The sequence below is a fragment of the Phenylobacterium sp. genome, from assembly GCF_030646615.1.
In the GTDB taxonomy this organism is placed as follows: Bacteria; Pseudomonadota; Alphaproteobacteria; order Caulobacterales; family Caulobacteraceae; genus Phenylobacterium.
The window spans coordinates 14,698-35,028 of record NZ_JAUSLG010000063.1 but is presented as its reverse complement, the minus strand read 5'-3'; the positions used below and the strand labels follow the sequence as shown (position 1 = coordinate 35,028).

Genomic DNA, 20,331 nt, shown 5'->3' with positions numbered 1-20,331 from the left:
GACCCAAGCCTCGCCATTGAGTCGAGTAGCCGACGCCAATCGGCAGATTCCAGGCCGCAGCGCCGCCAAATGGAGGCCGCAGACGGGTATGGTGCGACCGATGAAGACCCTCCTGATCGTCTATCACTCCCGCACCGGGGGCTCGCGCCAGATGGCGCAGGCTGCGGCTGACGCCGCCCGCGCCGACGGCGAGGTCGAGGTGCGGCTGCGGGAGGCCGAGCGCGCGGGCGAGGATGATGTGCTGGGGGCCGACGGCTATCTTTTCGTCGGGCCGGAGAACCTGGCGGCCATCTCAGGCGAACTGAAGGCCTTCTTCGACCGCACCTACTATCCCGTGCTCGGCCGCATCGAAGGCCGCCCCTATGCGATCATGGTCTGTGCGGGCAGCGATGGCGAGAACGCCGCGCGCCAGATCGCCCGGATCGCCACGGGCTGGCGGCTGAAGGCCGTGGCCGAGCCGATCATCGTCTGCACCCACGCCCAGACGCCCGAGGCCATCCTGGCGCCGAAGACCATTGGAGCGGGCGAGCTTGCGGCCTGCAGCGAACTTGGCGCGGCGCTGGCGGCCGGTCTGGCGCTCGGGATCTACTGAGCCCAGGCCCGGTTCAGGGCCGCCTGCAGGGTGGCGTGGCTGAAGGGCTTGTGGACCAGGGTGATGTCGCCGGGGACCTCGACATCGAAATAGCCGGTCAGCAGCACGATGGGCAGGTCGGGCCAACTGGGTCTGGCGCGGCGCGCGAACTCCACCCCATTCACCCCGGGCATGGCGAAGTCCACCAGGGCCAAGTCGAACGGGCCGTCGGTCCTGAGCTGGACCAGGGCCGGCTCGGCGCCGTCGGCTTCCACCACCTCGTGGCCGCAGTCGCGCAGGAAGCCCGCGGTCACCGCCCGCACCGGCGCTTCGTCATCGACCACCAGGATCCGGCGGCGGGCGGCGGCGGGCGCCGGCGCCTCGGCGCCCGGTTCGACCGCCGCGCTGGGCGCCTCCGGCTGGGCCCGGGGCAGGTAGATCTTCACCTCCGTGCCCTGACCAGGCTCGGTGCTGATGTCCAGCGCGCCGCCGGAACGTTGGGCGAAGCCATAGGCCATGGGTAGGCCAAGGCCCGTTCCCTTGCCCACGGGTTTGGTGGTGAAGAAGGGTTCCAGCACCCGCGCCAGCAGTTCCGGCGTCATGCCGGGGCCGGTGTCGCGCACCGACACCACGGCATAGTCGCCAGCGCCCAGGTCCAGGCCCGGCTGCGCGGTCTTGATCTCCTGGTTCCAGGCCGAGATGGTGATCCGTCCGCCATCGGGCATGGCGTCGCGGGCGTTCACCGCCAGGTTCAGAAGGGCCAGTTCGAACTGGTCGGGCTCGATCGCCGAGCGCCACAGATCCGAAGCGACGCTCCAGCTGATCCGGGCGCCGCCGCCCAGGGTGCGCTCCACCAGATCGCGAGTTTCGGTGAGGATCCCGGCAAGGTCGACGACCTCGGCCCCGCGGCTTTCGGTCTGCCGGCTGAACCCCAGCAGGCGCTGGGTCAGGGTGGCGCCCTTCTGGGCGGCCAGGGTGGCGTTGTCGAGATAGCGGCGCACCGCCGCCTCGTCCCCCAGGCGCCGCGTGGCCAGCTCCAGACTGCCGATGATGGCGGTCAGCAGATTGTTGAAGTCATGGGCCACGCCTCCGGCCAGGGTGCCCAGGGCGCGCAGCTTGTCCGACTGCCTCAGGTGCATCTCGGCCAGCTTCTCGTCGGTGACGTCGCGCTCCACGATCACCAGGTGGCGGATCTCGCCGCCGGCGTCGGGCACGGGCACGATGGCGGTTTCCAGCCACTGGGTCCCGACCTCGGTCTCCAGTTCATCCAGGACCTCGACCGTCTGGCCCGCCTGTATGGCGCGGGCCTCGGCGTCGGCGCGACCGTGCGCCCCCAGCTCCACCTCGGTCATCCCCAGCCCCTGCTCGGCGGCGATCCCCAGCGCCAGGGCCTTGCGCTGGTTGATGCGGACGAACCGACCCTTGCGATCCTTGACCGCCACGGCCGCGGGCAGGTGGGCCATCAGACCCCGGAGCAGGGAACGCTCCTCGTTCAGCGCCCGGCGAAGCTGATGGCGCTCGGCGGCGGCGGCCACCATGGCGCGCAGGGCCTCCGGGTCCCAGGGCTTGGCGGCGTAGCCGACGATGCCGCCCTTGTTGAGGGCCGAGGTCACAGAGCTCAGGTCCGCATAGCCGGTGAGCAGGATCGCCTCGGCGTCCGACAGACCGCGGGCCTGGCCCAGAAAGACGTCGCCGGTCATCTCCGGCATGCGCTGGTCGGAAACGATCACCGCCACGTCCGGCTCGCCCGCCAGGACGTCGAGAGCCTCGGCGCCGGAATGGGCGGCCTTCACCCGGAAGTCGCCTTCGAACAGGTCCTCCAGAGCCACGAGGATGTCTGGCTCGTCATCCACCAGCAGGATCAGGGGCGACGGATTGAGCGGCGCGATCATGCCTGGTCGTCCACGGGCAGTTGAATCACGAAGCGCGCGCCTCCGAGGGGACCGCTGTCCACTGTGATTTCGCCCTTGTGAGCCCGGACGACCGCATAGGCAATGGCGAGGCCAAGGCCGGTGCCGGCGCCCACGGGCTTGGTCGTGAAGAAGGGTTCGAAGATGCGGTCGCGGACAGCTTCCGGCACGCCGGGCCCTGAGTCATTGATCTCGATCCTGTACAGGGCATTTTGCTCGCTTGTGGCGATCTCTATCACACCTTCGCCTCCCAGGGCGTCGGCCGCATTGGACAGAATGTTCATCACCACCTGATTCAGCAGGGCAGGGGAGGCTGTCAGGGTCGTACGGGCCTCAAGCCGTCGGCGCACTTCGATAGCGCCCATCTTGGGCGCCAGCAGGGCCAGGACCGTCTCGATAGCGTCGGGGACGTCCAGGCTCTGGCTTTCGGCCTCATCCAGGCGGGAAAACTTACGCAGGTTCAGCACCAGGCTCTGAATCCGCTGCAGTCCCATGCGCATGGCGCCCAGCCGGTCGGCAGCCTTGGCTAGGGCCGCCTTGTCCGCCTCGCCCAGGGCGCCGCCGGCCACCTGGCTGGTCAGCCGCTCCACCGTGTTTTGATGGCCGAGGATAAAGGCCAGGGGATTGTTGATCTCGTGGGCGATGCCGGCCACCAGCTCGCCCAGGGACGCCATCTTGGCCGACTGGACCAGTTGCGCCTGGGCCTGGCGGAGCTGGTGGTTGGCCGCTTCGAGCTCGGCGTTGGCGCGGGAAAGCTCGTCGGCGGCGGCGGCCCGGGCGTCGGCCTCCTCGGCGCGACGGGTCTCCTCGGCCAGCAGCTTGCGGCGCACCAGAGCGCGGACCCGCATGCGCAGCACCTCGTCGTCGTCGGTGCTGGCGGTGACATCGTCGGCGCCCGCGTCGAACGCAGCGGCCAGGGCGTGGGGATCGCTGGCGCCTGGGCCGATCACCACGATCTGGAAGGGCAGGGCCATCCGCTCCCGACGTCGGTCGAGGCGGCGGCAGAGGTCCAGGCCGTCGAGGCCTGCCCCTGAGGCGGGCATGACGATGCAGTCAATCTCGTCATTGGCCGCGGCCAGGGCCGCCTCGGCGTTCGCCGCCTCGCGGACCTCGTAGCCCGCCTGGGCCATGGCGGCGGCCAGGCGCAGGCGCTGGGTCGGGCTGTCGTGCGCCACGATGATGCGGGCCGGCCGGAAGTCGGTGGCCGATGCGCCTTCGCTGGCGGCGGTCCGTCCCCGGCGCAGCAGGGCGCGAAGCCTGGCCAGCATCACATCCATGTCCGCCGACTTGGAGACATAGGCGTCGGCGCCGCTTTCCAGGCCCTGGCGCTCCAGGTCCTGCTCGCGGGCGCTGGTCAGCATCAGGAGTGGCAGGGTGCGGGTGCGTCGGTTCAGGCGCAGTTGTCGCGACATCTCCCGCCCATCCATGCCCGGCAGGTGGAAATCGGCGACCACCAGGTCCGGCAGGGGGCCGTTCAGCCGTTCCAGGGCCGCTTCGGCGCTGGTCACGGTCTGCACGGTGTAGCCTTCGGCCTCCAGACGCCCGCGCAGCGCCAGGGCCTGGGTCTCGGAATCCTCCACAACCAGAACCGTGGCATGCTGGTGCGGGCTCATGGCCGCCCCTTGCCGGCCAGTTGCAAGATGCGAGGGCCGATCAGATCCAGGGGCAGGATGTCACGGGCGGCGCGCAGGCGGACCGCTGCGGCGGGCATGCCGTTGACCACCGCCGTGCTGGCGTGCTCGGCGATGGTGTGGGCGCCGCCCTGGGCCAGGCGCGACAGGCCCTGGGCGCCGTCCTCGCCCATGCCGGTGAGCAAGGCGGCCACCGTGCGGGTGGGGGCGGCCTCGGCCAGGGCGCCGAACAGCATATTGGCGGAGGGACGCTGACCGCCCTGGGGCGGATCGCGGCTGATCCGGATCACACCGCTGCTGCGCACCACCATGTGGCTGTCGCCGGGGGCGACATAGACGCGGCCCGGCTGCGCCGTGACGCCGTCCTCGCCCAGAGTCACGGGCAGGGCCGAGAGGCCGCCGAGCCACTTGGCGAAACCCTCCATGAAGGCGGCGCCCATGTGCTGGACGACAAAGACCGGGGCCGGGAAGTTGGACGGCAGGGCCGCGATGACCTTGGCCAGGGCCGGGGGGCCGCCGGTGGAGGCGGCCAGGGCGAGGAAGTCCAGCCGCTCGAAGGCGCCGGTCGCGGCGGGCCGCGGCGCCGGCCGGCTGTCGGGGGGGCCGCCGATATGGCGTCGCCGGATCACGGGCACGCTGCTCATGATGTAGAGCTGGGTGCAGATGGTGTCGGCCAGCCGCTCATAGCTGGCGTTGGCCGGGCCGGCGGGCTTCTCCACCACGGTCAGGGCGCCGGCGCGCAGGGCGTTCATGGAGATCCGCAGGGAGGCGTCCTCCACGGCGTCGGCGATCACCACGATGGGGGTCGGATGATCGGCCATGATGCGGGCCGTGGCTTCCAGGCCGTCCATCCCCGGCAGCCGGATGTCCATGGAGATGACGTCGGGTTGCAGGCGCGGGATCTCCGCCAGCGCCTCTTCGGCCGAGGCGACGGCGGCGACCACCTGGAACCGTTGGTCGCGAGCCACGATGTGGTTCAACAGTTCGCGCACCACGAGGGAATCCTCGACGATCATCACCCGCACGGGCGCAGGGGCGGTCACAGGATGCGCCCGATGGTCGCCAAGAGCTCCCGCTGGTCGAACTTCTGCTTGGTGATATAGGCCTCGGCGCCCAGATCCAGGCCCCGGCGCACATCGGCCTCTTCGTTGCGCGAGGTCATCAGGATCACGGGCAGGCGGGCCAGGCCCGCATCGGCCTTGATGGCCTGCAGCAGGGAGAAGCCATCCATCCGGGGCATCTCGATATCGGCCACCACCAGGTCGATGAGCGCCTCTGACGAGCGCAGGGTGTTCAGGGCGTCGACCCCGTCCACGGCCAGGATCACCCGATAGCCCTGGGCCTCGAGGATGCTCTTCTCCAGGGTCCGGGTGGTGATGGAGTCGTCGACCACCAGCACGGTGCGCACCTGTCGCGCCACGGCCTCGGGGGCGGCCAGGCCGAGCGCCGAGGCCGAGAGCCGGCGGGCGTTGCGCAGCCACCGGTCGATCAACGCCTCGGGGTTGAGGACCAGCAGGGGCCGATCCTCGTCAAGGATCGCGGCGCCGAGGGTCAGCCCGGGCGCCAGCCGGCGGTCGTCCAGGTCCTGGACGGTGAGTTCGCGCACGTCGACGATCTCGTCCACAGCCAGCAGCAGGTGCCGCTCACCGCGATGAATCAGGATCATCGGCGTGGCGGCGTCGGACGCCGACGGGGTGAGGGCGGCGTCATCGAGGAGAGCGTTGAGAGGGATCACGGGCGTGACAATGTCCGACCCGTCGATTTGTATCCGTGCGCTGGGCACGCCTTCGACGATTTCCAGCTCACCGGGGCGCAGGCGCATCAGTGACCGGATCGCAAAACTGGGCAGACCAAACAGACCGCCGCCGGATTCGGCCACCACCAGGGTCTGGCGCGCCGCCGACAGGGGGGCCGACAGGACGACCTCGGCGCCGGCCGGTCGCCGCGCCAGGAGCCGGGCCGAGCCCCCCAGGGCGGCCAGGGCCTGGCTCACCGCCGACAGGCCCATGCCTCGGCCTGAGAGACGGTCCACGGTCTCGCTGGCCGAAACGCCGGGTTCAAAGGCGAAGGCCAGGATTTCGTCGGGATGCCGGGGCGCCGCGCCAGGCTCGTTCTGCGAAAGCAGGCCCTTGGCGATCGCCGCGGCCTCGATCCGCGCCAGGTCAGGACCCGCGCCATCATCGGCGATGCGCACCTCGAGCCGTCCGCCGCGGGCGGCGGCGCGCAGGGTGACATGCAGGCGCTCGTCCTTCCCGGCGGCGGTGCGGACCGGTGGCGGTTCGCCCCCATGGCTCACGGCGTTGCGCAGCAGATGGATGATCGGCTGGCGCAGGGCCTGAAGCACGCGACGCTCGGCGCGCACCTCCAGGCCCTCCGTGCGGACGTCGACCTCGATCCCCTGTTCGCGCGCCAGATCACGGACCATGCGCCCCAGGTCGCCCAGCACGCTCTCGGCCGGGGTCAGGGTGATCTCGTCGATCCGCTCGCGCAGTTCGGCAAGGCTCTCGCCGACGGCCCAGTTGGCCCGCGCCTGACGGCGGGCCAGGTCGCCGATATCGCGGTTCAGGTCCTGCAGGGCGCGCTCGAAGGCTTGGATTCGGTTGGCCAGCCGCCCATCGGCGCCGCGGGCCCGCATCTCCCGCCAGAGCCGCTCCAATTGTGCGGCTTCGCCCCGCAGGCGGCGGGTCAGGTCAAGCTGGGCGGCCTCGATCTGCACCTCGCTCGAAAGATTGTGCAGCGACTCGCTCAGGCGTTCGCCGAGCGCGGCGTCGACCCGGACATATTCCGGCGTCCGCTCCTCAGCGGGCGGGGCGGCGGGGGCGGGCGAAACGGGCGCCGGGGCCTGGCGCGGAGGTTCGGAGGTCCCGCCGACGGTCGGCGCGCCCAGGGCGTCCAGCGCCCCGGTGGCGTCCGGCAGCGGCGCGCCGGCCTTCTGGGCCGCGGCCTGGGCCTCGATGGCGTCCAGGCCGAGATGGATGAGATCGACACTGGCGCCGTCGAGCCCAGAACCCCGGTCGATGACCTGGGCCAGGCGCTCCTCCAGTCGGTGGGCCAGGTGCTCGACAACCTCCAGATCCACCGCCCGCGCGGCGCCCTTCAGGCTGTGCAGGCGCCGGAAGACCTCGCGCAGGTCGGCCTCTTCCGGCGCCGCCAGGGCGCGGCGTACGGCTTCGAGATGGTCGCGGTGCTCGATATCGAACGCCGCGAGAAGTTGAGCGCGAAGGTCCGGCACGGCGGGCGATCAGACCCGATAGCGTTCGGCCAGGCCCAGCAGTTGCTGGGACAGGCTGGCCAGATTGCCGGCGGCCTCTTCCAGCTGGCGGGTGCCGACGGCGGTCTGCTGGCTGGCCTGGCGGATGTTCTGCAAGGCGCCCATGACCTGTTCGATCCCCAGCTGCTGCTGGTTGGTGGAGGCGACGATCTGCTGGAAGGTCTGGACGCTCTCCTGAACCCGGCCGGTGATCTCGGTGATGGTCCGCTGGGTGGTGTCGGTGCGCTCCTTGCCGGCGGCCACCCGCTTGACGGCCTCTTCAGTGAGCATGACCGAGGAGTTGATCCCCCGCTGGATGTCCCCGAGGATCGAGCGGACCTGGTTGGTGGCGTCCTTGGCCTGGTCGGCCAGCAGCTTCATCTCCGACGCCACGACCGAGAAGCTGCGCCCGCTTTCCCCGGCGGCGGCGGCCTCGATGGCGGCGTTCAGAGCCAGCAGGTGCGAGCGCTCGGAGATGTCGTTGACGGTGCTGATGATGTCGCCGATGGCCTGGGTCTTCTCGCTCAGGGCGACGATGTTCTCGGCGACGGCCTCGGCCTGATCGCGGATCGCATCCATGGCCCGGGCGGTCTCGTCGACGGCGCGCAGCCCCTCATTGCTGGTCTGGGCCGTGGCCTGGGCCGAGGCGATGACCTCCTGGGCGCGCTTGCCAATCTGGGCGCCGGAATGGGTGATCTCGTCCACCGTCGCGGCGGTTTCCTGCACGGCGGCGAGCTGTTCCTCGACGCTGGCGGCCTGCTCCTGCGAGGAGGCGCGGATCTCGGCCGTCGCGGCGTTCAGGTTCTCGGTCGCGTCCCGGTTCTGACGGGCGAGGTCGCGCAGGCCATCGACCATGCCGTTCAAGGTGGCGCCCAGGCGTCCGATCTCGTCGGCGCCGGTCAGCTCGGTGTGGCGCGTCAGGTCCCCCTGACCCACGCGCTCGACGAAGGCCATGAAGGTGCTGAGCGGTGTGATGATCGACTTGCGGATCAGATAGGCCACGGCCATTGCGATCGCGACGGCCAGGATGAGGCCGATCAGCGTGGAGAGCCGGCTGACCTGATACACGCGGTCGATCCGTTGTTGCCCGAGCTCGAGGGCCTGGTTCATCGTCGCATTGGCCTGGGCCATTTCGTCCCGGAAGGCCGCACGCGGCGCGAGCAGCTGCGCCCGAGCCGCCTGGCCGGCCGCCATGTCGCCCCGGGCCATGGCCTGGAAGGCCACCAGATCGCGCTGGCGCAGGTCGGCGAGCACGGCGCGGGCTCGCGTCAGGGCCTGGGCGATCTCTCCCCAGGCGCGGCCGCGTTCGGGCGAGGCGGCGGTCGCCTGGAAGTTGGCCGCCTGGGCGATAGCCTGATCGAGGGCTTGGGTCGCCCCGGCGTCGGCGGCGCGCCAGGCCGGTGAGACGCCATCGGCGCTGGCCTCGATGGTTCCCAGGGCATGGGCGGCGAAATCCGACTCCGTGGCCGCTTCCAGCCCATGCTGGGCGTTCTGGACAGCGGCGAGCTGCCGGATAAAGGTCAGGTCCCGGTTGACGATCGATGTCGTCTCCGACCGGACCTCGCCGATCTGGCTGAGGCCGAAGGCGCCCAGCGCTATCACCAGGATGATGACGGCGACGAAGCCCAGCAGGATGCGGTTGGCGATGCTCACGGGGTCAGGCTCCCACGGACACGTCGGCGGCCAGCAGGGCGGCGACGGAAAGGATGACAAGGGTCTTGGCGTGATGGTCCCCGGGGCTCGCCACCTGGGCGCGCTCAGGGTGGGACGGGTCGGGGGTCACCGCGACCGAGAGAGGGCGTTCGCCCAGGCGCAGGGCGAGGTCGGGATAGGCCTTGAGGATCACCAGATAGCCGTCGACGTCCCGGGTGGCTGGCGCGCCCAGCAGGTTACCCAGGTCGAGGACCTGGCGGACCCGGCCGCTGTCGGCGACCAGACCCATGACGCCGCTGCGGGCCGCCGCAGCCGTCCGGCTGAGCCGCTCCAGCGGGCGCAGGCTGGCCACTTCAACCATGGGCAGGCCGTAGAGATTTTCGCCCATGGGGCACAACAGGACCGATGCGGTCTGATCGGCGATCACCTCGGGCCCGGCGCTATCGAGCCGCGCAAGCCGCTGGGCGCGCTCGTCCAGGATGAGCCGTGTGCGAGGTGACTCAGCCTGCGCCGCCCGGCGCGTTCGGCTGACTTTCGGCTTGTCCTGGCTCAATGTCTCGCCCCCGATCGGCTCTCGAGTTGCAGCCGCGCCAGTTCGCGCAGATCAGCCGCGGTCAAGCCCTCCCCTTCGCACAGACCTGTCGTGGGGCTCAAGCTCGCCGCCATGCGCGCCGCTGCGGCCAGGGTGCGGCGGCCCTCGGCGGCGGAGCCCCGTTCGAGTCGGACCAGGCCGAGATGATATTGCGCCATCAGGAAGTCGCCATCCAGATAGACCGCCCGACGCAGGGCGTCTTCGGCCTGATGAAGCTGTCCCTGAGCCTGCTTCACAAGGCCCAGATAGAAGTGCGCCACGGGGTCGGCCGGATTGGACTGCAGCGCCCGGGCGCAGGCTTCGGCGGCCTCAGCAAAGCGTCCGAGGTCGGCCAGGGCGCGGATTTCCGAAATGCTGGTGGGGACGGGCGCCGGCGGCGGCGCGGGCGGCGCCTGGATCGCCCTGGGGCCTGAGGACGGGGGCGGTGTCGGCCGGGTGAGGACGGGGGGCTCGAAAACCAACGGCGCCCAGGCCTCGGGGGGCTCCGGGTCTGGATCGTCACCGCTCCGTCGGCGATAGGCCGTGGCGCCCGGCAGAGAGACGGTCCGCACATGGGCCTCAAAGCCGGGATTCGGCTCGGCATGGCCGACCAGCAGCCAGCCCTCCGGCTCGAGCCGATCGGCCAGGGCCGCCACCACGGCGTTCATGGTGTCCGGATGGAAGTAGATCAGGACATTGCGGCAGAGGATCAGGTCGAAATCGGTCAGGTCGAGGGGCGCATCGGCGCCCAGCAGGTCCAGCAGGTTGCCGTGCTGGAAGCGGACGAGGCTGCGGAAGCGGGGCCTCAGCCGCCAGCTTCGCTCCTCCGGGATGAACCAGGCGCTGCGCTGATCGGCCGAGAGGGATCTCAACGCCCAGGCGCCGAAGCTGGCGGTCCGGGCGGCCTCCAGGGCGGCCTCGTTGATGTCTGTGCCCAGTATGGTGATCCGCCAGTCGGCGATGCGGTCGCCCAGCAGTTCGGTCACCAGGATCGCCACCGAATAGGGCTCGGCGCCCGTGGCGCAGCCGGCGCTCCAGATCCGCAGGCGCCTGCGTTCGGCGTTACGGGCGATCAACTCGGGCAGGATGGTGGCGCGCAAGGCGGCGAACTGCTCGACATAGCGCAGGAAGTAGGTCTCGCCGACGGTGATCTCGCCTTCCAGCCGCCGCCATTCGGCAGGTCCGGCAACGGGGTCGTCCAGCAGGCGGACATAGGTCTCCACATCGGCCAGGCGCAGGGTCGCCAGCCGGCGCCGAACCCGATCCCACAGGACGTCATCCTTGTCGGCGTAATAGAAATGGCCGGTGCGGGCGATCACCTCCGCCTTCAGCCGCCAGAAGGGATGGTCTGGCCCGAAGACCGGGAAGGCGCTCAGGGCTCGCTGCTCCCCGAGGCCTCGAGCCTCGTGCGCAGGGCCTCGGCGATCTCGGCCACCCGGACCTCCTCTTCGATCAGGAGCAGGCGGTTCACATCGATCAAAGGCGTCAGGCGGCCAAGGATGAGCAGGTTGCCGCAGATCACCCCGTTGGCGGTGGCGGCGTCATCCACCTCGGTGAAGTCGTCGGCCGCCACCTCGGCGTCCTTGGCGCGGTCGACCAGCAGGGCGAGACCGCCGCCGCCATGGGCCTGGTCCAGACGGACGACGTGGCTGTAGAGGTCGGGCTTCGAGGGCTCTCGCTGGGGATCCATCACCCGTGCGAGGTCGATGACCGCCAGGGGCCGGCCGCGCAGGTTCACGAACCCGGCCAACACCTTGGGCCAGGGCGCCTGACGGTCGAGCCGGGTCATCGGCAGGATTTCGGCCACCGCCGTCATGGGCAGGGCCATGTCCACGCCGGCCACGTCCAGCAACAGGTAGGTGTCTTTCTGCGGAGCCATGGGAGTCTAGAACACCATTGCGGCCGCCCCGCCAATCGTCATTCGCATTTCGACCGGCCGCCGGGGAGGGGGCGCCCCGCCCTCGCACGTCAGGTCAGGGTGACGGGCAGTCGCAGATAGACCCGACCGTCGGCCTCGGCCGGGGGCAGGTCGCCGGCCCGGATGTTCACCTGCAGGGACGGCAGGATCAGGACCGGCGGCGGCAGGGTGGCGTCCCGCGCCTCCCGGCGGGCGACGAACTCGGCTTCGGTCACCCCGCCGCGGAGATGGATGTTCTCCGCCGCCTGCGCGGCCACCGTGGTTTCCCAGGCATGGGTCTGGCGGGTGTCGGTGAGATAGTCGTGGCCGACGAAGATCCGGGTCTCGGGCGGCAGGGCCAGGATCTTCTGGATGGACCGATAGAGGGTCGCGGCGTCCCCGCCGGGAAAGTCCGCCCGGGCGGTGCCGTAGTCCGGCATGAACAGGGTGTCGCCGACAAAGGCGGCGCCGTCGATCAGATAGGTGACGCAGGCCGGCGTGTGGCCGGGGGTATGCAGCACGCCGATGGGGGTCTCGCCCAGCATCAGGGTGTCGCCCTCCTGGACCAGACGATCGAAGACGGCGCCGTCCGGGGTGACGTCGCCGGCGCCGAACACCTTGCCGAAATAGTCCTGCACGGCGGTGATGTGGGCGCCGATGACCACCTTCGCGCCGGTGGCCTCGCGCAGGCGGGCCGCCGCCGTCAGATGGTCGGCGTGGGCATGGGTCTCCAGCACATAGGCGAGGCTCAGCCCGTGGTCCTCCAGGAACCGCAGAACTTCGGCGATCTGGTCGCCGGAGACCTTCGCCGCGCGGGGCTCGTAGTCGAGCACCGGGTCGATGACGGCGGCGGCGCGGGTCGCCTCGTCCCAGACCAGATAGGTCACGGTCGAGGTGGGTTCGTGGAAGAAGCTGTGGTGCTGGACGGACATCATGGTCTCCCTTTCGCACCCTATATATTCACTATTGCTAATATAGCAAATGCGCCTATCTACGAGATCAGGAGGCGTTGATGGAGCTCACCCATACGGCGATGATCGCCGCAGCCGTCAGCGGGGCGGTGGTCGGTCTGCTGCTCGCTGTTTTCGGGGGCGGGGGCTCGGTCCTGGCGACGCCAGCCCTGCTCTATGTGGTCGGCCTGGACGACACGCACCTGGCCATCGGGACTTCGGCGGCGGCCGTGGCGGTCAGCGCGGCGGTCAATCTGCTGGGCCACGCCCGCAGCGGTCGGGTGAAGTGGCCCTGCGCCGGCGTCTTCGCCGCCGCCGGCCTGGCGGGCGCGGTGGCGGGCTCCAGCCTGGCCAAGCAGGTCGATGGCCAGGCCCTCCTGACGCTGTTCGCCCTCGCCATGGCGGCCATTGCGCTCTCCATGATGCGGCGACCCAAGGCGGCGGGCGATCCGCTGGTCCATATCTCCTGGCCCCTGACCCTGCGGCTGGCGCCCATCGGTCTGGCGACGGGCTTGGCCGCCGGCTTCTTCGGCATCGGCGGCGGCTTCCTGATCGTGCCGGGCCTGATGGCGGCGACCGGCATGACCCTGGCCCATGCGGCGGCCTCATCGCTGTTGTCGGTCAGCCTGTTCGGGGCCGCCACCTCGGCGAACTACGCCCTGTCAGGCCAGGTGGTCTGGCCGGTGGCCGGCCTGTTCATTCTGGGGAGCGCCGGGGGCGGCTGGATCGGCCTGAAGGCCGCGGGCGCCCTGGCGCAACATGCCCTCTTGGCCCGCCGGCTTTTTGCGGGTCTGGTTCTGGCGGTGGCGGTCTATGTCGCCTGGAAGGGGCTGAGCGGATGAGTTTCTGGGACGAGCGCTATCAGGGCGAGGCCTATCTGTTTGGCGAGGCGCCCAACGCCTTTCTCGCCGCCCAGGCCCACCGCCTGAAATCGGGGCTCAGCGCCCTGGCCGTTGCGGATGGCGAGGGGCGCAACGGCGTCTGGCTGGCCGAGCAGGGCCTGGATGTCCTGTCGGTGGATTCCTCGCCGGTGGCCCAGGCCAAGGCGGCGCGCCTGGCCCGCGCCCGGGGGACGAGGCTGCGGATTGACGAGGTGGACCTGGCTAGCTGGGCGTGGCCAGACGCGCAGTTCGACCTGGTGGTGGCGATCTTTATCCAGTTCGCAGGCCCCGAGTTGCGGGACGAGATCTTCGCCGGAATGAAGCGCGCCCTGAAGCCCGGCGGCCTGCTGCTCCTGGAAGGCTATCGGCCCGAGCAAATCGCCTATGGCACAGGCGGCCCACGCGTGCCGGAGAACCTCTATACCGAGGCCCTGCTGCGCGCCGCCTTCAGCGACTTCGAACTCCTCGAGCTGTCGGTCTATGACGCCGTGATCGAGGAGGGCGCCGGCCATAGCGGCCCATCGGCCCTGATCGACCTGATCGCCCGCCGGCCCGGTTAGGCCGCCGGTTTAGGGGCGGGCTTGCCGCGGTAGATGTCGCACAGGGTGTCGATCACCCGGACGGCGGCGGGGTCTGTCAGCCGGTAATAGATGGTCTGGCCCTCGCGGCGGGTGCCGACCACCTGCTCGGCGCGCAGCTTGGCCAGGTGCTGCGAGCAGGCCGATTGCGCCAGGCCCACATGCTGGGCGAGCTCACCCACCGAGCACTCGCCCTCGCCCAGGTGGCAGAGGATGATCAGGCGCTGCTCGCTGGCCATCAGCTTCATCAGCCGCGCGGCGGCCGCGGCGCTGGCCTCCAGCTCGGCCAGTTCGGCCGGCTTGGGCAGGCGTCGGGCGATGGGGGCGGAAACCTCGGTCATCTTCCCTATCTAGCCTCCCTCAGGCCTGGGGCAAGGCGGCGGGCGCACTGGACGGTCGGCCATCGTCCCGCAGCACCACATAGATGGCTGGGATGACCAGCACGGTGAGCAGGGTCGAGGAGGCCAGGCCAAACAGCAGCGAGATCGCCAGGCCCTGGAAGATGGGGTCGAACAGGATGACCGCGGCGCCGATCATGGCGGCCGCGGCGGTCAGCACGATCGGCTTGAATCGGATCGCGCCGGCCTCCAGCAGGACGTCGCGCAGGGGCCGCTCGCCGGTCTGGGCATGGCGGATGAAGTCCACCAGCAGGATCGAATTGCGCACGATGATCCCGGCCAGGGCGATGAAGCCGATCATCGAGGTGGCCGTGAACGGCGCCCCGAACAGGATATGGCCGATGACGATCCCCACCAGGGTCAGCGGAATGGGCGTCAGGATCACCAGGGGCAGGCGGAAGCTCTTGAACTGGGCGACCACCAGCACATAGATGCCCAGGATGGCCACGGCGAAGGCCGCGCCCATGTCTCGGAAGGTCACCCAGGTGATCTCCCACTCCCCATCCCACAGTAAGGTCGGCGTGCGTTCGTCGGTGGGCTGGCCGTTCAGGCGGATCTCCGGGGCGGGCAGGGCGCCCCAGTCATGGGCCTCGATCGCCTCGCCCACAGCCAGCATGCCGTAGATCGGCGCCTCATATTGGCCGGCCAACTCGGCGGTGACCATCTCGGCGTCCAGGCCGTCGCGGCGGTAGATCATGTGCGAGCCGGCTTCGGCCTTGGCCTCCACCACCTCGCCCAGCTCCACCAGCCGGCGGCCGTCGGCCGTCTGAGCCACGGCCACGGGAGTCGTCGCCAGCCGCTCATTCCAGGTGCGGTCGGACTGGGGCAGGCGGACGGAGATTTCCAGCGGCGTGCGACCCTCGCCGCGGTGGGCGTAGCCCACGGGGCCGCCGCCTAGCACGGCGCCGATGGAGTCGAGAACCTCGCCCTCGGAGACCCCCAGATGTTCCAGATGCTCGCGCACCGGCGTCAGCCGCAGGCGCGGCCGCGGCTGACCGGCGCTGTCATCGATATCGACGATATAGGGGACGGTTGCAAACAGGGCCTTCACCTCGGCGGCCACGGCGCGGCGGGTCTCGGCGTCGGGGCCGTAGACCTCGGCCAGCAGGGTGGCCATGACCGGCGGTCCTGGCGGCGCCTCCACCACCTTCAACGAGGCGCCGCTCGGCAGGGGCAGGGCGGCCAGACGCTCGCGCAGGTCCAGCGCCACGGCGTGGCTGGTCCGCTGACGGTCGCCCTTGTGGGCCAGGGTGATCGCCAGGTCGCCCAATTCCGGGCGGCTGCGAAGGAAATAGTGGCGGACCAGGCCGTTGAAATTGAACGGCGATGCGGTCCCCGCATAGGCTTCGATGGCGGTCACCTCGGGCAGGCCGCCGGTGATCTGGGCGGCGGCGGCCAGGGCGCGCTCGGTAGTCTCCAGGCTCGCCCCCTCGGGCAGGTCGAGGACCACCTGCAGCTCGGACTTGTTGTCAAAGGGCAGCAGCTTCACCGTCACCGTACGGGTGGCGAACATGGCCATGGCCAAGAGGGTGGCCAGGCCGACGGCGATCAGGAAGATCCAGGCGCTGCGGCGGCTGGCGATGACCTGGCCGGCCAGGGCGCGATAGAGACCGCCCAACCGGCCGCCGCCTTCGTCGTGGCCATGTCCGGGACCTTCGGCCAGGGTCTGGCGGGCGAACCGCACCATCAGCCACGGCGCGATGACCACGGCCACGAAGAACGAAAAGACCATGGCCGCCGAGGCGTTGACCGGGATCGGGGCCATATAGGGTCCCATCAGCCCCGAGACGAACAGCATGGGCAGCAGGGCGGCCACCACGGTCAGGGTGGCGACCACGGTGGGATTGCCCACCTCGGCCACCGCCTCGATCGCCGCCTGGGTGGGCGAGCGGCCGTCCCGCATGGCCCAGTGGCGGGAGATGTTCTCGATCATGACGATGGCGTCGTCCACCAGGATGCCGATCGAGAAGATCAGGGCGAACAGGCTGACCCGGTTGATGGTGTAGCCCATCAGGTTCGACGCGAAGAGGGTCAGCAGGATGGTGGTCGGGATGACCACGGCGGTGACGCCCGCCTCCCGCCAGCCGATGGCCAGGCCGATCAGGATGACGATGGAGACGGTCGCCAGACCCAGGTGGAAGAGCAGCTCATTGGCCTTTTCGTTGGCGCTCTCGCCATAGTCGCGGCTGACCGCCACCTCCAGGCTGTCGGGGATCAGGCCGCCCCGGAGAGTCTCGACCCGTTCGAGAATGTGCTCGGAGACCACCACGGCGTTGGCGCCCTTGCGCTTGGCGATGGCCAGGCTGACGGCCGGCGCCTGGTTCCAGCCCTCGACGGTGCGGCTTTGACGCCAGACGCGGGCCTGATCCTCCCGCGGCGCCTGGATCACATCGGCCACATCGCGGAGATAGACCGGCTGGCCGTCCACCGAGGCGACGGTGAGCAGGCCGACCGCCTGGGCCGAGGCCAGGGTGTCGCCGGCCGTGACCTCGACAGCCTGGCCATCCTGGCGGATCACGCCGGCGGGAAAGCTGCGATTGGCCTGGCGCACCGCCTCGATGACCGAGCCCAGGGCCACGCCGCGCAGGTTCAGCCGCTCGGGATCGGGTTCGATCCGGATCTCATCAGGCCGGCCCCCGACCACGAAGGTCAGGCCCACATCCTCGACCTTGGCGATCTCGGTGCGCAGCTTCTGGGCGACATCATAGAGGGCCTGGTCGCTCCAGCGGTCCGCCGCGCCGGCCTTCGGCGTCAGGGTCAGGACAACCGCCGGCACATCGTTGATGCCGCGGGTGACGATCATAGGCTCGGGGATGCCGACGGGGATCTTGTCGATATTGGCCCGAACCTTCTCGTGCACCCGGACGGCTGCGGCGTCGGGGTCCTCACCCACATCGAAACGGGCGGTGACCAGGACCTGGTCGTCCTGCACCTGGGTGTAGACATGATCCACGGCGTCGATGCTGCGGACGATGGTCTCCAGGGGCTTGGCCACCAGCTCGGCGGCGTCCGGCGCCCGCAGGCCGGGCGCGGAGACCATGATGTCCACCATGGGCACGCTGATCTGCGGCTCTTCCTCCCGCGGGATCGAGAACAGGGCCATCAGGCCCACGGCGATGGCCGCCAGCAGGGCCAGGGGCGTCAGGGGCGAATGGATGGTGGCGCGGGTCAGCCGCCCCGATAGGCCAAGGTTCATCGGGCGGCCTCGGCCAGGGCCGGGGCCAGACGATCGCCCGGCTGCGCCCCCGACAGGATTTCCACCCTGCCGGATGCGGCGGCCGGCGTGGTCTGGACGGCGATCTCGCTGACCGACCCGTCAGGGGCGACCAGCCGAACGAAGTCGAGGCCGAAGCGCCGGGCGACGTAGCGGGCGGGGACCACCAGGGCCTGGCGCTCGCCGATCTTCACCTTCACGCCCACCCTCTGGCCCACCAGGTCGGCGCGCAGGCCGTCGACGGCGAGATCGGCGGTGACCTGGCCAGCGGTGACCGCCGGATAGACCTGGATCACCGTCCCGAAGGCGGCGAGGCCACGGATGTCATTGGCGGCTATGGGCAGTTGGTCGCCAACCTTCAGGGCGCGGGCCTGGCCTTCGGGTATCTCCAGGCGAAGCAGGGGCTGGCCCGAGGTCACGGTCGCCACGGACTGGCCCGCCGTCACGACCGACCCAGCCGGGGCGGGCGCCCGAAGGACACGTCCCGAAGAGGGGGCGAGGATGGCGCCTTGGGCGCCTAGCTCGGCGCTGGCGGCGCGGCGGGCCTGGGCGGCGTCCACCTGGCCCCGGGCGGCTTTCGCCGCCGCCATGGCCTGGTCCAGCCGCGCCTTGGCGTAGAACCCCTTGTCATAGAGCGTCTGGACCCGCGCCAGATCTGCGTCGGCGCGGGCGGCCTCAGCGGCCGCAGCGGCGGCCTGGGCTTCATATCCCGTGGTTTCCAGATTGAGGCGCTGATCGCTCACCTGGGCGATCACCTGGCCCTTCTGGACATGGTCGCCCTCCCGGACCAGCAGGGCGCTCAGCGTGCCGCCGATGCGGGCCCGGGCCTCGGCCATGTCACGGGTGGTCACCGTGGCGGAGACAGGCTTGAGATCATCGACGGTGGTCGCCGCCAGGGTCAGGGTTTCGCCCGCGACCGCCACGACCTTGGGCTCAGGCGTCGGCTCGCCGCGTTCAGCGCAGGCGGCGGCCCCCAGGGTCAGGGCCAGCAGGCTCGCAGTCAGGAGGAGGCGCATGAACAATCCTTCCGGGGGCGACTAGCGGACGTCGCGGACGGCGCCCGTGGCGGGGTCGATGCGGATCACCGGCAGGCCCGCAGCGCGCCAGGCGCCGATCCCGCCGGCCAGGTGACCGGCCACCTCGACGCCGGCCTTGCGACAGAGGTCCAGGGCCATGGCCGAGCGCTTGCCCGAGCCGCATTGCAGGATCACGGGCCGGTCGCCGCCCACCGGCAGGGCGGCGGGATCGAAGGTGGTCAGGGGCAGGTTGAGCGCCCCATGGATCCGCTCGGCGGCATATTCGGCCGGCTCCCGGACGTCGATCAGCACGATTTGATGGGCGTTCAGTCGGTCATGGACGTCGGCGGCGCTGATGTCGGGCTCGGTCATGGGCGGGGCTCCAGAATGCGTGATCGCCATTGTATATGCGAAGATGCGCATATAATGGAATAAAGAGACGGTTCAAGCCTTGGACCTTGTGACGCAGGCCGCGCCGTCGCGCCTTGAGCGCGATCAATGCGGGGCCTGGAGAGGGGAGCAGGATCGACCCATGACAAAACCCATCATCGCCATTCTGGGCGCCGGACTCGGCGGCGCCATCGCCGCCTTCGAGATCAAGGCCGCCGTGGGCGCCCGGGCCGAGGTCATGGTCGTCTCCCGCGAAGAGACCTTTCACTTCGTGCCGTCCAACCCCTGGGTGGCCATCGGCTGGCGCACCCGTGAGGCCATCGAGGTGGCCCTGGCCCCCGTGATGGCGCGCAGGAAGATCGGCTTCACCGCGGTCGGCGCCCGGCGCGTGCATCCCGGGGAGCATCGCCTGGAGCTCGAAGACGGCGAGAGCCTGTTCTACGACTATCTGGTCATCGCCACCGGACCGGAGCTGGCCTTTGACGAGATCGAGGGCCTGGGACCGGACGGCTTCACCCAGTCGATCTGCCATGTGGATCACGCGGAAAAGGCGGCCGCGGCTTTCGAAGCCTTCGTCCGCCAGCCGGGTCCCATCGTGGTGGGGGCGGTGCAGGGCGCCTCCTGCTACGGCCCGGCCTATGAATTCGCCATGATCCTCGACACTGAGCTCCGGCGTCGGAAGGTCCGCGACCGCGTGCCCATGACCTTCGTCACCGCCGAGCCCTATGTGGGCCATCTCGGTCTCGACGGGGTCGGCGACACTAAGGGCCTGCTGGAGGCCGAGATGCGCGACCGGCACATCAAGTTCATCACCAACGCCCGGGTGGTCAAGGTGACGGACGGCCTGATGTCGGTGGAGGAGGTGGCCGACGACGGCGCGGTGAAGGCGACCCACGACCTGCCCTTCGCCTATTCCATGATGCTGCCGGCCTTCCGCGGCGTCGCGGCGGTGGCGGGGGTCGATGGCCTGACCAATCCCCGCGGCTTCATCCTGGCCGACCGCCACCAGCGCAATCCGACCTATCGCAACGTCTTTTCCCTCGGCGTCTGCGTCGCCATTCCGCCGGTGGGCAAGACGCCGGTGCCGGTGGGGGTGCCCAAGACCGGCTTCATGATCGAGAGCATGGTCACCGCCATCGCCGAAAACCTGCGACAGATGCTGGACGGCCAGGAGCCCACGCACGAAGCCACATGGAACGCCATCTGTCTGGCGGACTTCGGAGACGGCGGGGTGGCCTTTATCGCCCAACCGCAGATCCCGCCGCGCAATCTCAACTGGGCGGCCGAAGGCGCATGGGTGCATCTGGCGAAGGTGGGCTTCGAGAAATACTTCATCGGGAAGATCAAGCGCGGCGAAAGCGCGCCCTTCTACGAGAAGCTGGCCCTCGACCTCATGGGGGCCCGCAAGCTGAAAGCCTGAC

Annotated in this window: 17 protein-coding genes; 4 read left to right on the top strand and 13 right to left on the bottom strand. The window is 70.1% G+C overall.

Annotated features, from left to right (window positions below; all coding sequences use genetic code 11):
- Positions 1-100: 100 nt before the first annotated feature.
- Positions 101-592 carry a flavodoxin family protein gene (locus Q7S93_RS10635; RefSeq protein WP_304713869.1) on the top strand — a complete coding sequence of 164 codons (492 nt, stop codon included), beginning with the start codon at positions 101-103 and terminating at the stop codon, positions 590-592.
- On the opposite strand, the gene Q7S93_RS10630 is transcribed toward Q7S93_RS10635, so the two are convergent.
- From Q7S93_RS10630 to Q7S93_RS10590, 9 genes are all read right to left on the bottom strand, one after another.
- Entirely contained in the window at positions 586-2,463 is a 1,878-nt protein-coding gene (locus Q7S93_RS10630; protein WP_304713868.1) for a response regulator, read from the bottom strand. The two genes, Q7S93_RS10635 and Q7S93_RS10630, sit on opposite strands and share 7 nt — an antisense overlap.
- The gene (locus Q7S93_RS10625) at positions 2,460-4,094 is read right to left on the bottom strand and encodes a hybrid sensor histidine kinase/response regulator (protein WP_304713867.1); all 1,635 of its coding nucleotides are present in this window, start codon (positions 4,092-4,094) and stop codon (positions 2,460-2,462) included. The genes Q7S93_RS10630 and Q7S93_RS10625 overlap by 4 nt, the downstream gene beginning before the upstream one ends.
- Positions 4,091-5,155, bottom strand: coding sequence for a chemotaxis-specific protein-glutamate methyltransferase CheB (gene cheB, locus Q7S93_RS10620; RefSeq protein WP_304713866.1), 1,065 nt, complete (start codon positions 5,153-5,155; stop codon positions 4,091-4,093). The genes Q7S93_RS10625 and cheB overlap by 4 nt, the downstream gene beginning before the upstream one ends.
- A complete protein-coding gene (locus Q7S93_RS10615; RefSeq protein ID WP_304713865.1) occupies positions 5,152-7,344 on the bottom strand; it encodes a hybrid sensor histidine kinase/response regulator in 2,193 nt (730 codons plus the stop codon). Before Q7S93_RS10615 ends, cheB begins: the two co-directional genes overlap by 4 nt.
- 9 nt (positions 7,345-7,353) lie before the next feature.
- Positions 7,354-9,015, bottom strand: coding sequence for a methyl-accepting chemotaxis protein (locus Q7S93_RS10610; protein WP_304713864.1), 1,662 nt, complete (start codon positions 9,013-9,015; stop codon positions 7,354-7,356).
- 4 nt (positions 9,016-9,019) lie between these two features.
- A complete protein-coding gene (locus tag Q7S93_RS10605; protein WP_304713863.1) occupies positions 9,020-9,568 on the bottom strand; it encodes a chemotaxis protein CheW in 549 nt (182 codons plus the stop codon).
- A complete protein-coding gene (locus Q7S93_RS10600; protein ID WP_304713862.1) occupies positions 9,565-10,905 on the bottom strand; it encodes a CheR family methyltransferase in 1,341 nt (446 codons plus the stop codon). Before Q7S93_RS10600 ends, Q7S93_RS10605 begins: the two co-directional genes overlap by 4 nt.
- Positions 10,906-10,958: 53 nt before the next feature.
- Complete coding sequence (locus Q7S93_RS10595) at positions 10,959-11,465, bottom strand: chemotaxis protein CheW (protein ID WP_304713861.1); 507 nt, start codon at positions 11,463-11,465, stop codon at positions 10,959-10,961.
- 89 nt (positions 11,466-11,554) lie between these two features.
- Positions 11,555-12,415, bottom strand: coding sequence for an MBL fold metallo-hydrolase (locus Q7S93_RS10590; RefSeq protein WP_304713860.1), 861 nt, complete (start codon positions 12,413-12,415; stop codon positions 11,555-11,557).
- A gap of 80 nt (positions 12,416-12,495) precedes the next feature.
- Here Q7S93_RS10590 and Q7S93_RS10585 point away from each other — a divergent pair, with 80 nt between their 5' ends.
- Complete coding sequence (locus Q7S93_RS10585) at positions 12,496-13,275, top strand: sulfite exporter TauE/SafE family protein (protein WP_304713859.1); 780 nt, start codon at positions 12,496-12,498, stop codon at positions 13,273-13,275.
- Complete coding sequence (locus Q7S93_RS10580) at positions 13,272-13,874, top strand: SAM-dependent methyltransferase (protein WP_304713858.1); 603 nt, start codon at positions 13,272-13,274, stop codon at positions 13,872-13,874. The genes Q7S93_RS10585 and Q7S93_RS10580 overlap by 4 nt, the downstream gene beginning before the upstream one ends.
- Here the strand turns inward: Q7S93_RS10580 and Q7S93_RS10575 are convergent.
- From Q7S93_RS10575 to Q7S93_RS10560, 4 genes are read right to left on the bottom strand one after another with little or no spacing between them, the layout of a single operon-like run.
- On the bottom strand, positions 13,871-14,233 hold the full coding sequence (locus Q7S93_RS10575) for an ArsR/SmtB family transcription factor (protein WP_304713857.1): 363 nt from the start codon (positions 14,231-14,233) through the stop codon (positions 13,871-13,873). The genes Q7S93_RS10580 and Q7S93_RS10575 overlap by 4 nt on opposite strands.
- A gap of 19 nt (positions 14,234-14,252) precedes the next feature.
- Positions 14,253-17,486, bottom strand: a complete 3,234-nt coding sequence (locus tag Q7S93_RS10570; protein WP_304713856.1) for an efflux RND transporter permease subunit — start codon at positions 17,484-17,486, stop codon at positions 14,253-14,255.
- A complete protein-coding gene (locus tag Q7S93_RS10565; protein ID WP_304713855.1) occupies positions 17,483-18,520 on the bottom strand; it encodes an efflux RND transporter periplasmic adaptor subunit in 1,038 nt (345 codons plus the stop codon). The genes Q7S93_RS10570 and Q7S93_RS10565 overlap by 4 nt, the downstream gene beginning before the upstream one ends.
- 21 nt (positions 18,521-18,541) lie before the next feature.
- A complete protein-coding gene (locus Q7S93_RS10560; protein WP_304713854.1) occupies positions 18,542-18,892 on the bottom strand; it encodes a rhodanese-like domain-containing protein in 351 nt (116 codons plus the stop codon).
- A gap of 160 nt (positions 18,893-19,052) precedes the next feature.
- Here Q7S93_RS10560 and Q7S93_RS10555 point away from each other — a divergent pair, with 160 nt between their 5' ends.
- Complete coding sequence (locus Q7S93_RS10555; RefSeq protein ID WP_304713853.1) at positions 19,053-20,330, top strand: NAD(P)/FAD-dependent oxidoreductase; 1,278 nt, start codon at positions 19,053-19,055, stop codon at positions 20,328-20,330.
- The last annotated feature ends 1 nt before the right edge of the window (position 20,331 follow it).

Bases quoted from the DNA above. Each gene is read 5' to 3' on its own strand.
- Q7S93_RS10635 (WP_304713869.1), top strand. From the start codon at position 101: ATGAAGACCCTCCTGATCGTCTATCACTCCCGCACCGGGGGCTCGCGC.
- Q7S93_RS10595 (WP_304713861.1), bottom strand. From the start codon at position 11,465: ATGGCTCCGCAGAAAGACACCTACCTGTTGCTGGACGTGGCCGGCGTG.
- Q7S93_RS10575 (WP_304713857.1), bottom strand. From the start codon at position 14,233: ATGACCGAGGTTTCCGCCCCCATCGCCCGACGCCTGCCCAAGCCGGCC.
- Q7S93_RS10555 (WP_304713853.1), top strand. From the start codon at position 19,053: ATGACAAAACCCATCATCGCCATTCTGGGCGCCGGACTCGGCGGCGCC.
- Q7S93_RS10560 (WP_304713854.1), bottom strand. From the start codon at position 18,892: ATGACCGAGCCCGACATCAGCGCCGCCGACGTCCATGACCGACTGAAC.
- Q7S93_RS10590 (WP_304713860.1), bottom strand. From the start codon at position 12,415: ATGTCCGTCCAGCACCACAGCTTCTTCCACGAACCCACCTCGACCGTG.
- Q7S93_RS10585 (WP_304713859.1), top strand. From the start codon at position 12,496: ATGGAGCTCACCCATACGGCGATGATCGCCGCAGCCGTCAGCGGGGCG.
- Q7S93_RS10580 (WP_304713858.1), top strand. From the start codon at position 13,272: ATGAGTTTCTGGGACGAGCGCTATCAGGGCGAGGCCTATCTGTTTGGC.
- Q7S93_RS10625 (WP_304713867.1), bottom strand. From the start codon at position 4,094: ATGAGCCCGCACCAGCATGCCACGGTTCTGGTTGTGGAGGATTCCGAG.
- Q7S93_RS10565 (WP_304713855.1), bottom strand. From the start codon at position 18,520: ATGCGCCTCCTCCTGACTGCGAGCCTGCTGGCCCTGACCCTGGGGGCC.
- Q7S93_RS10570 (WP_304713856.1), bottom strand. From the start codon at position 17,486: ATGAACCTTGGCCTATCGGGGCGGCTGACCCGCGCCACCATCCATTCG.
- Q7S93_RS10630 (WP_304713868.1), bottom strand. From the start codon at position 2,463: ATGATCGCGCCGCTCAATCCGTCGCCCCTGATCCTGCTGGTGGATGAC.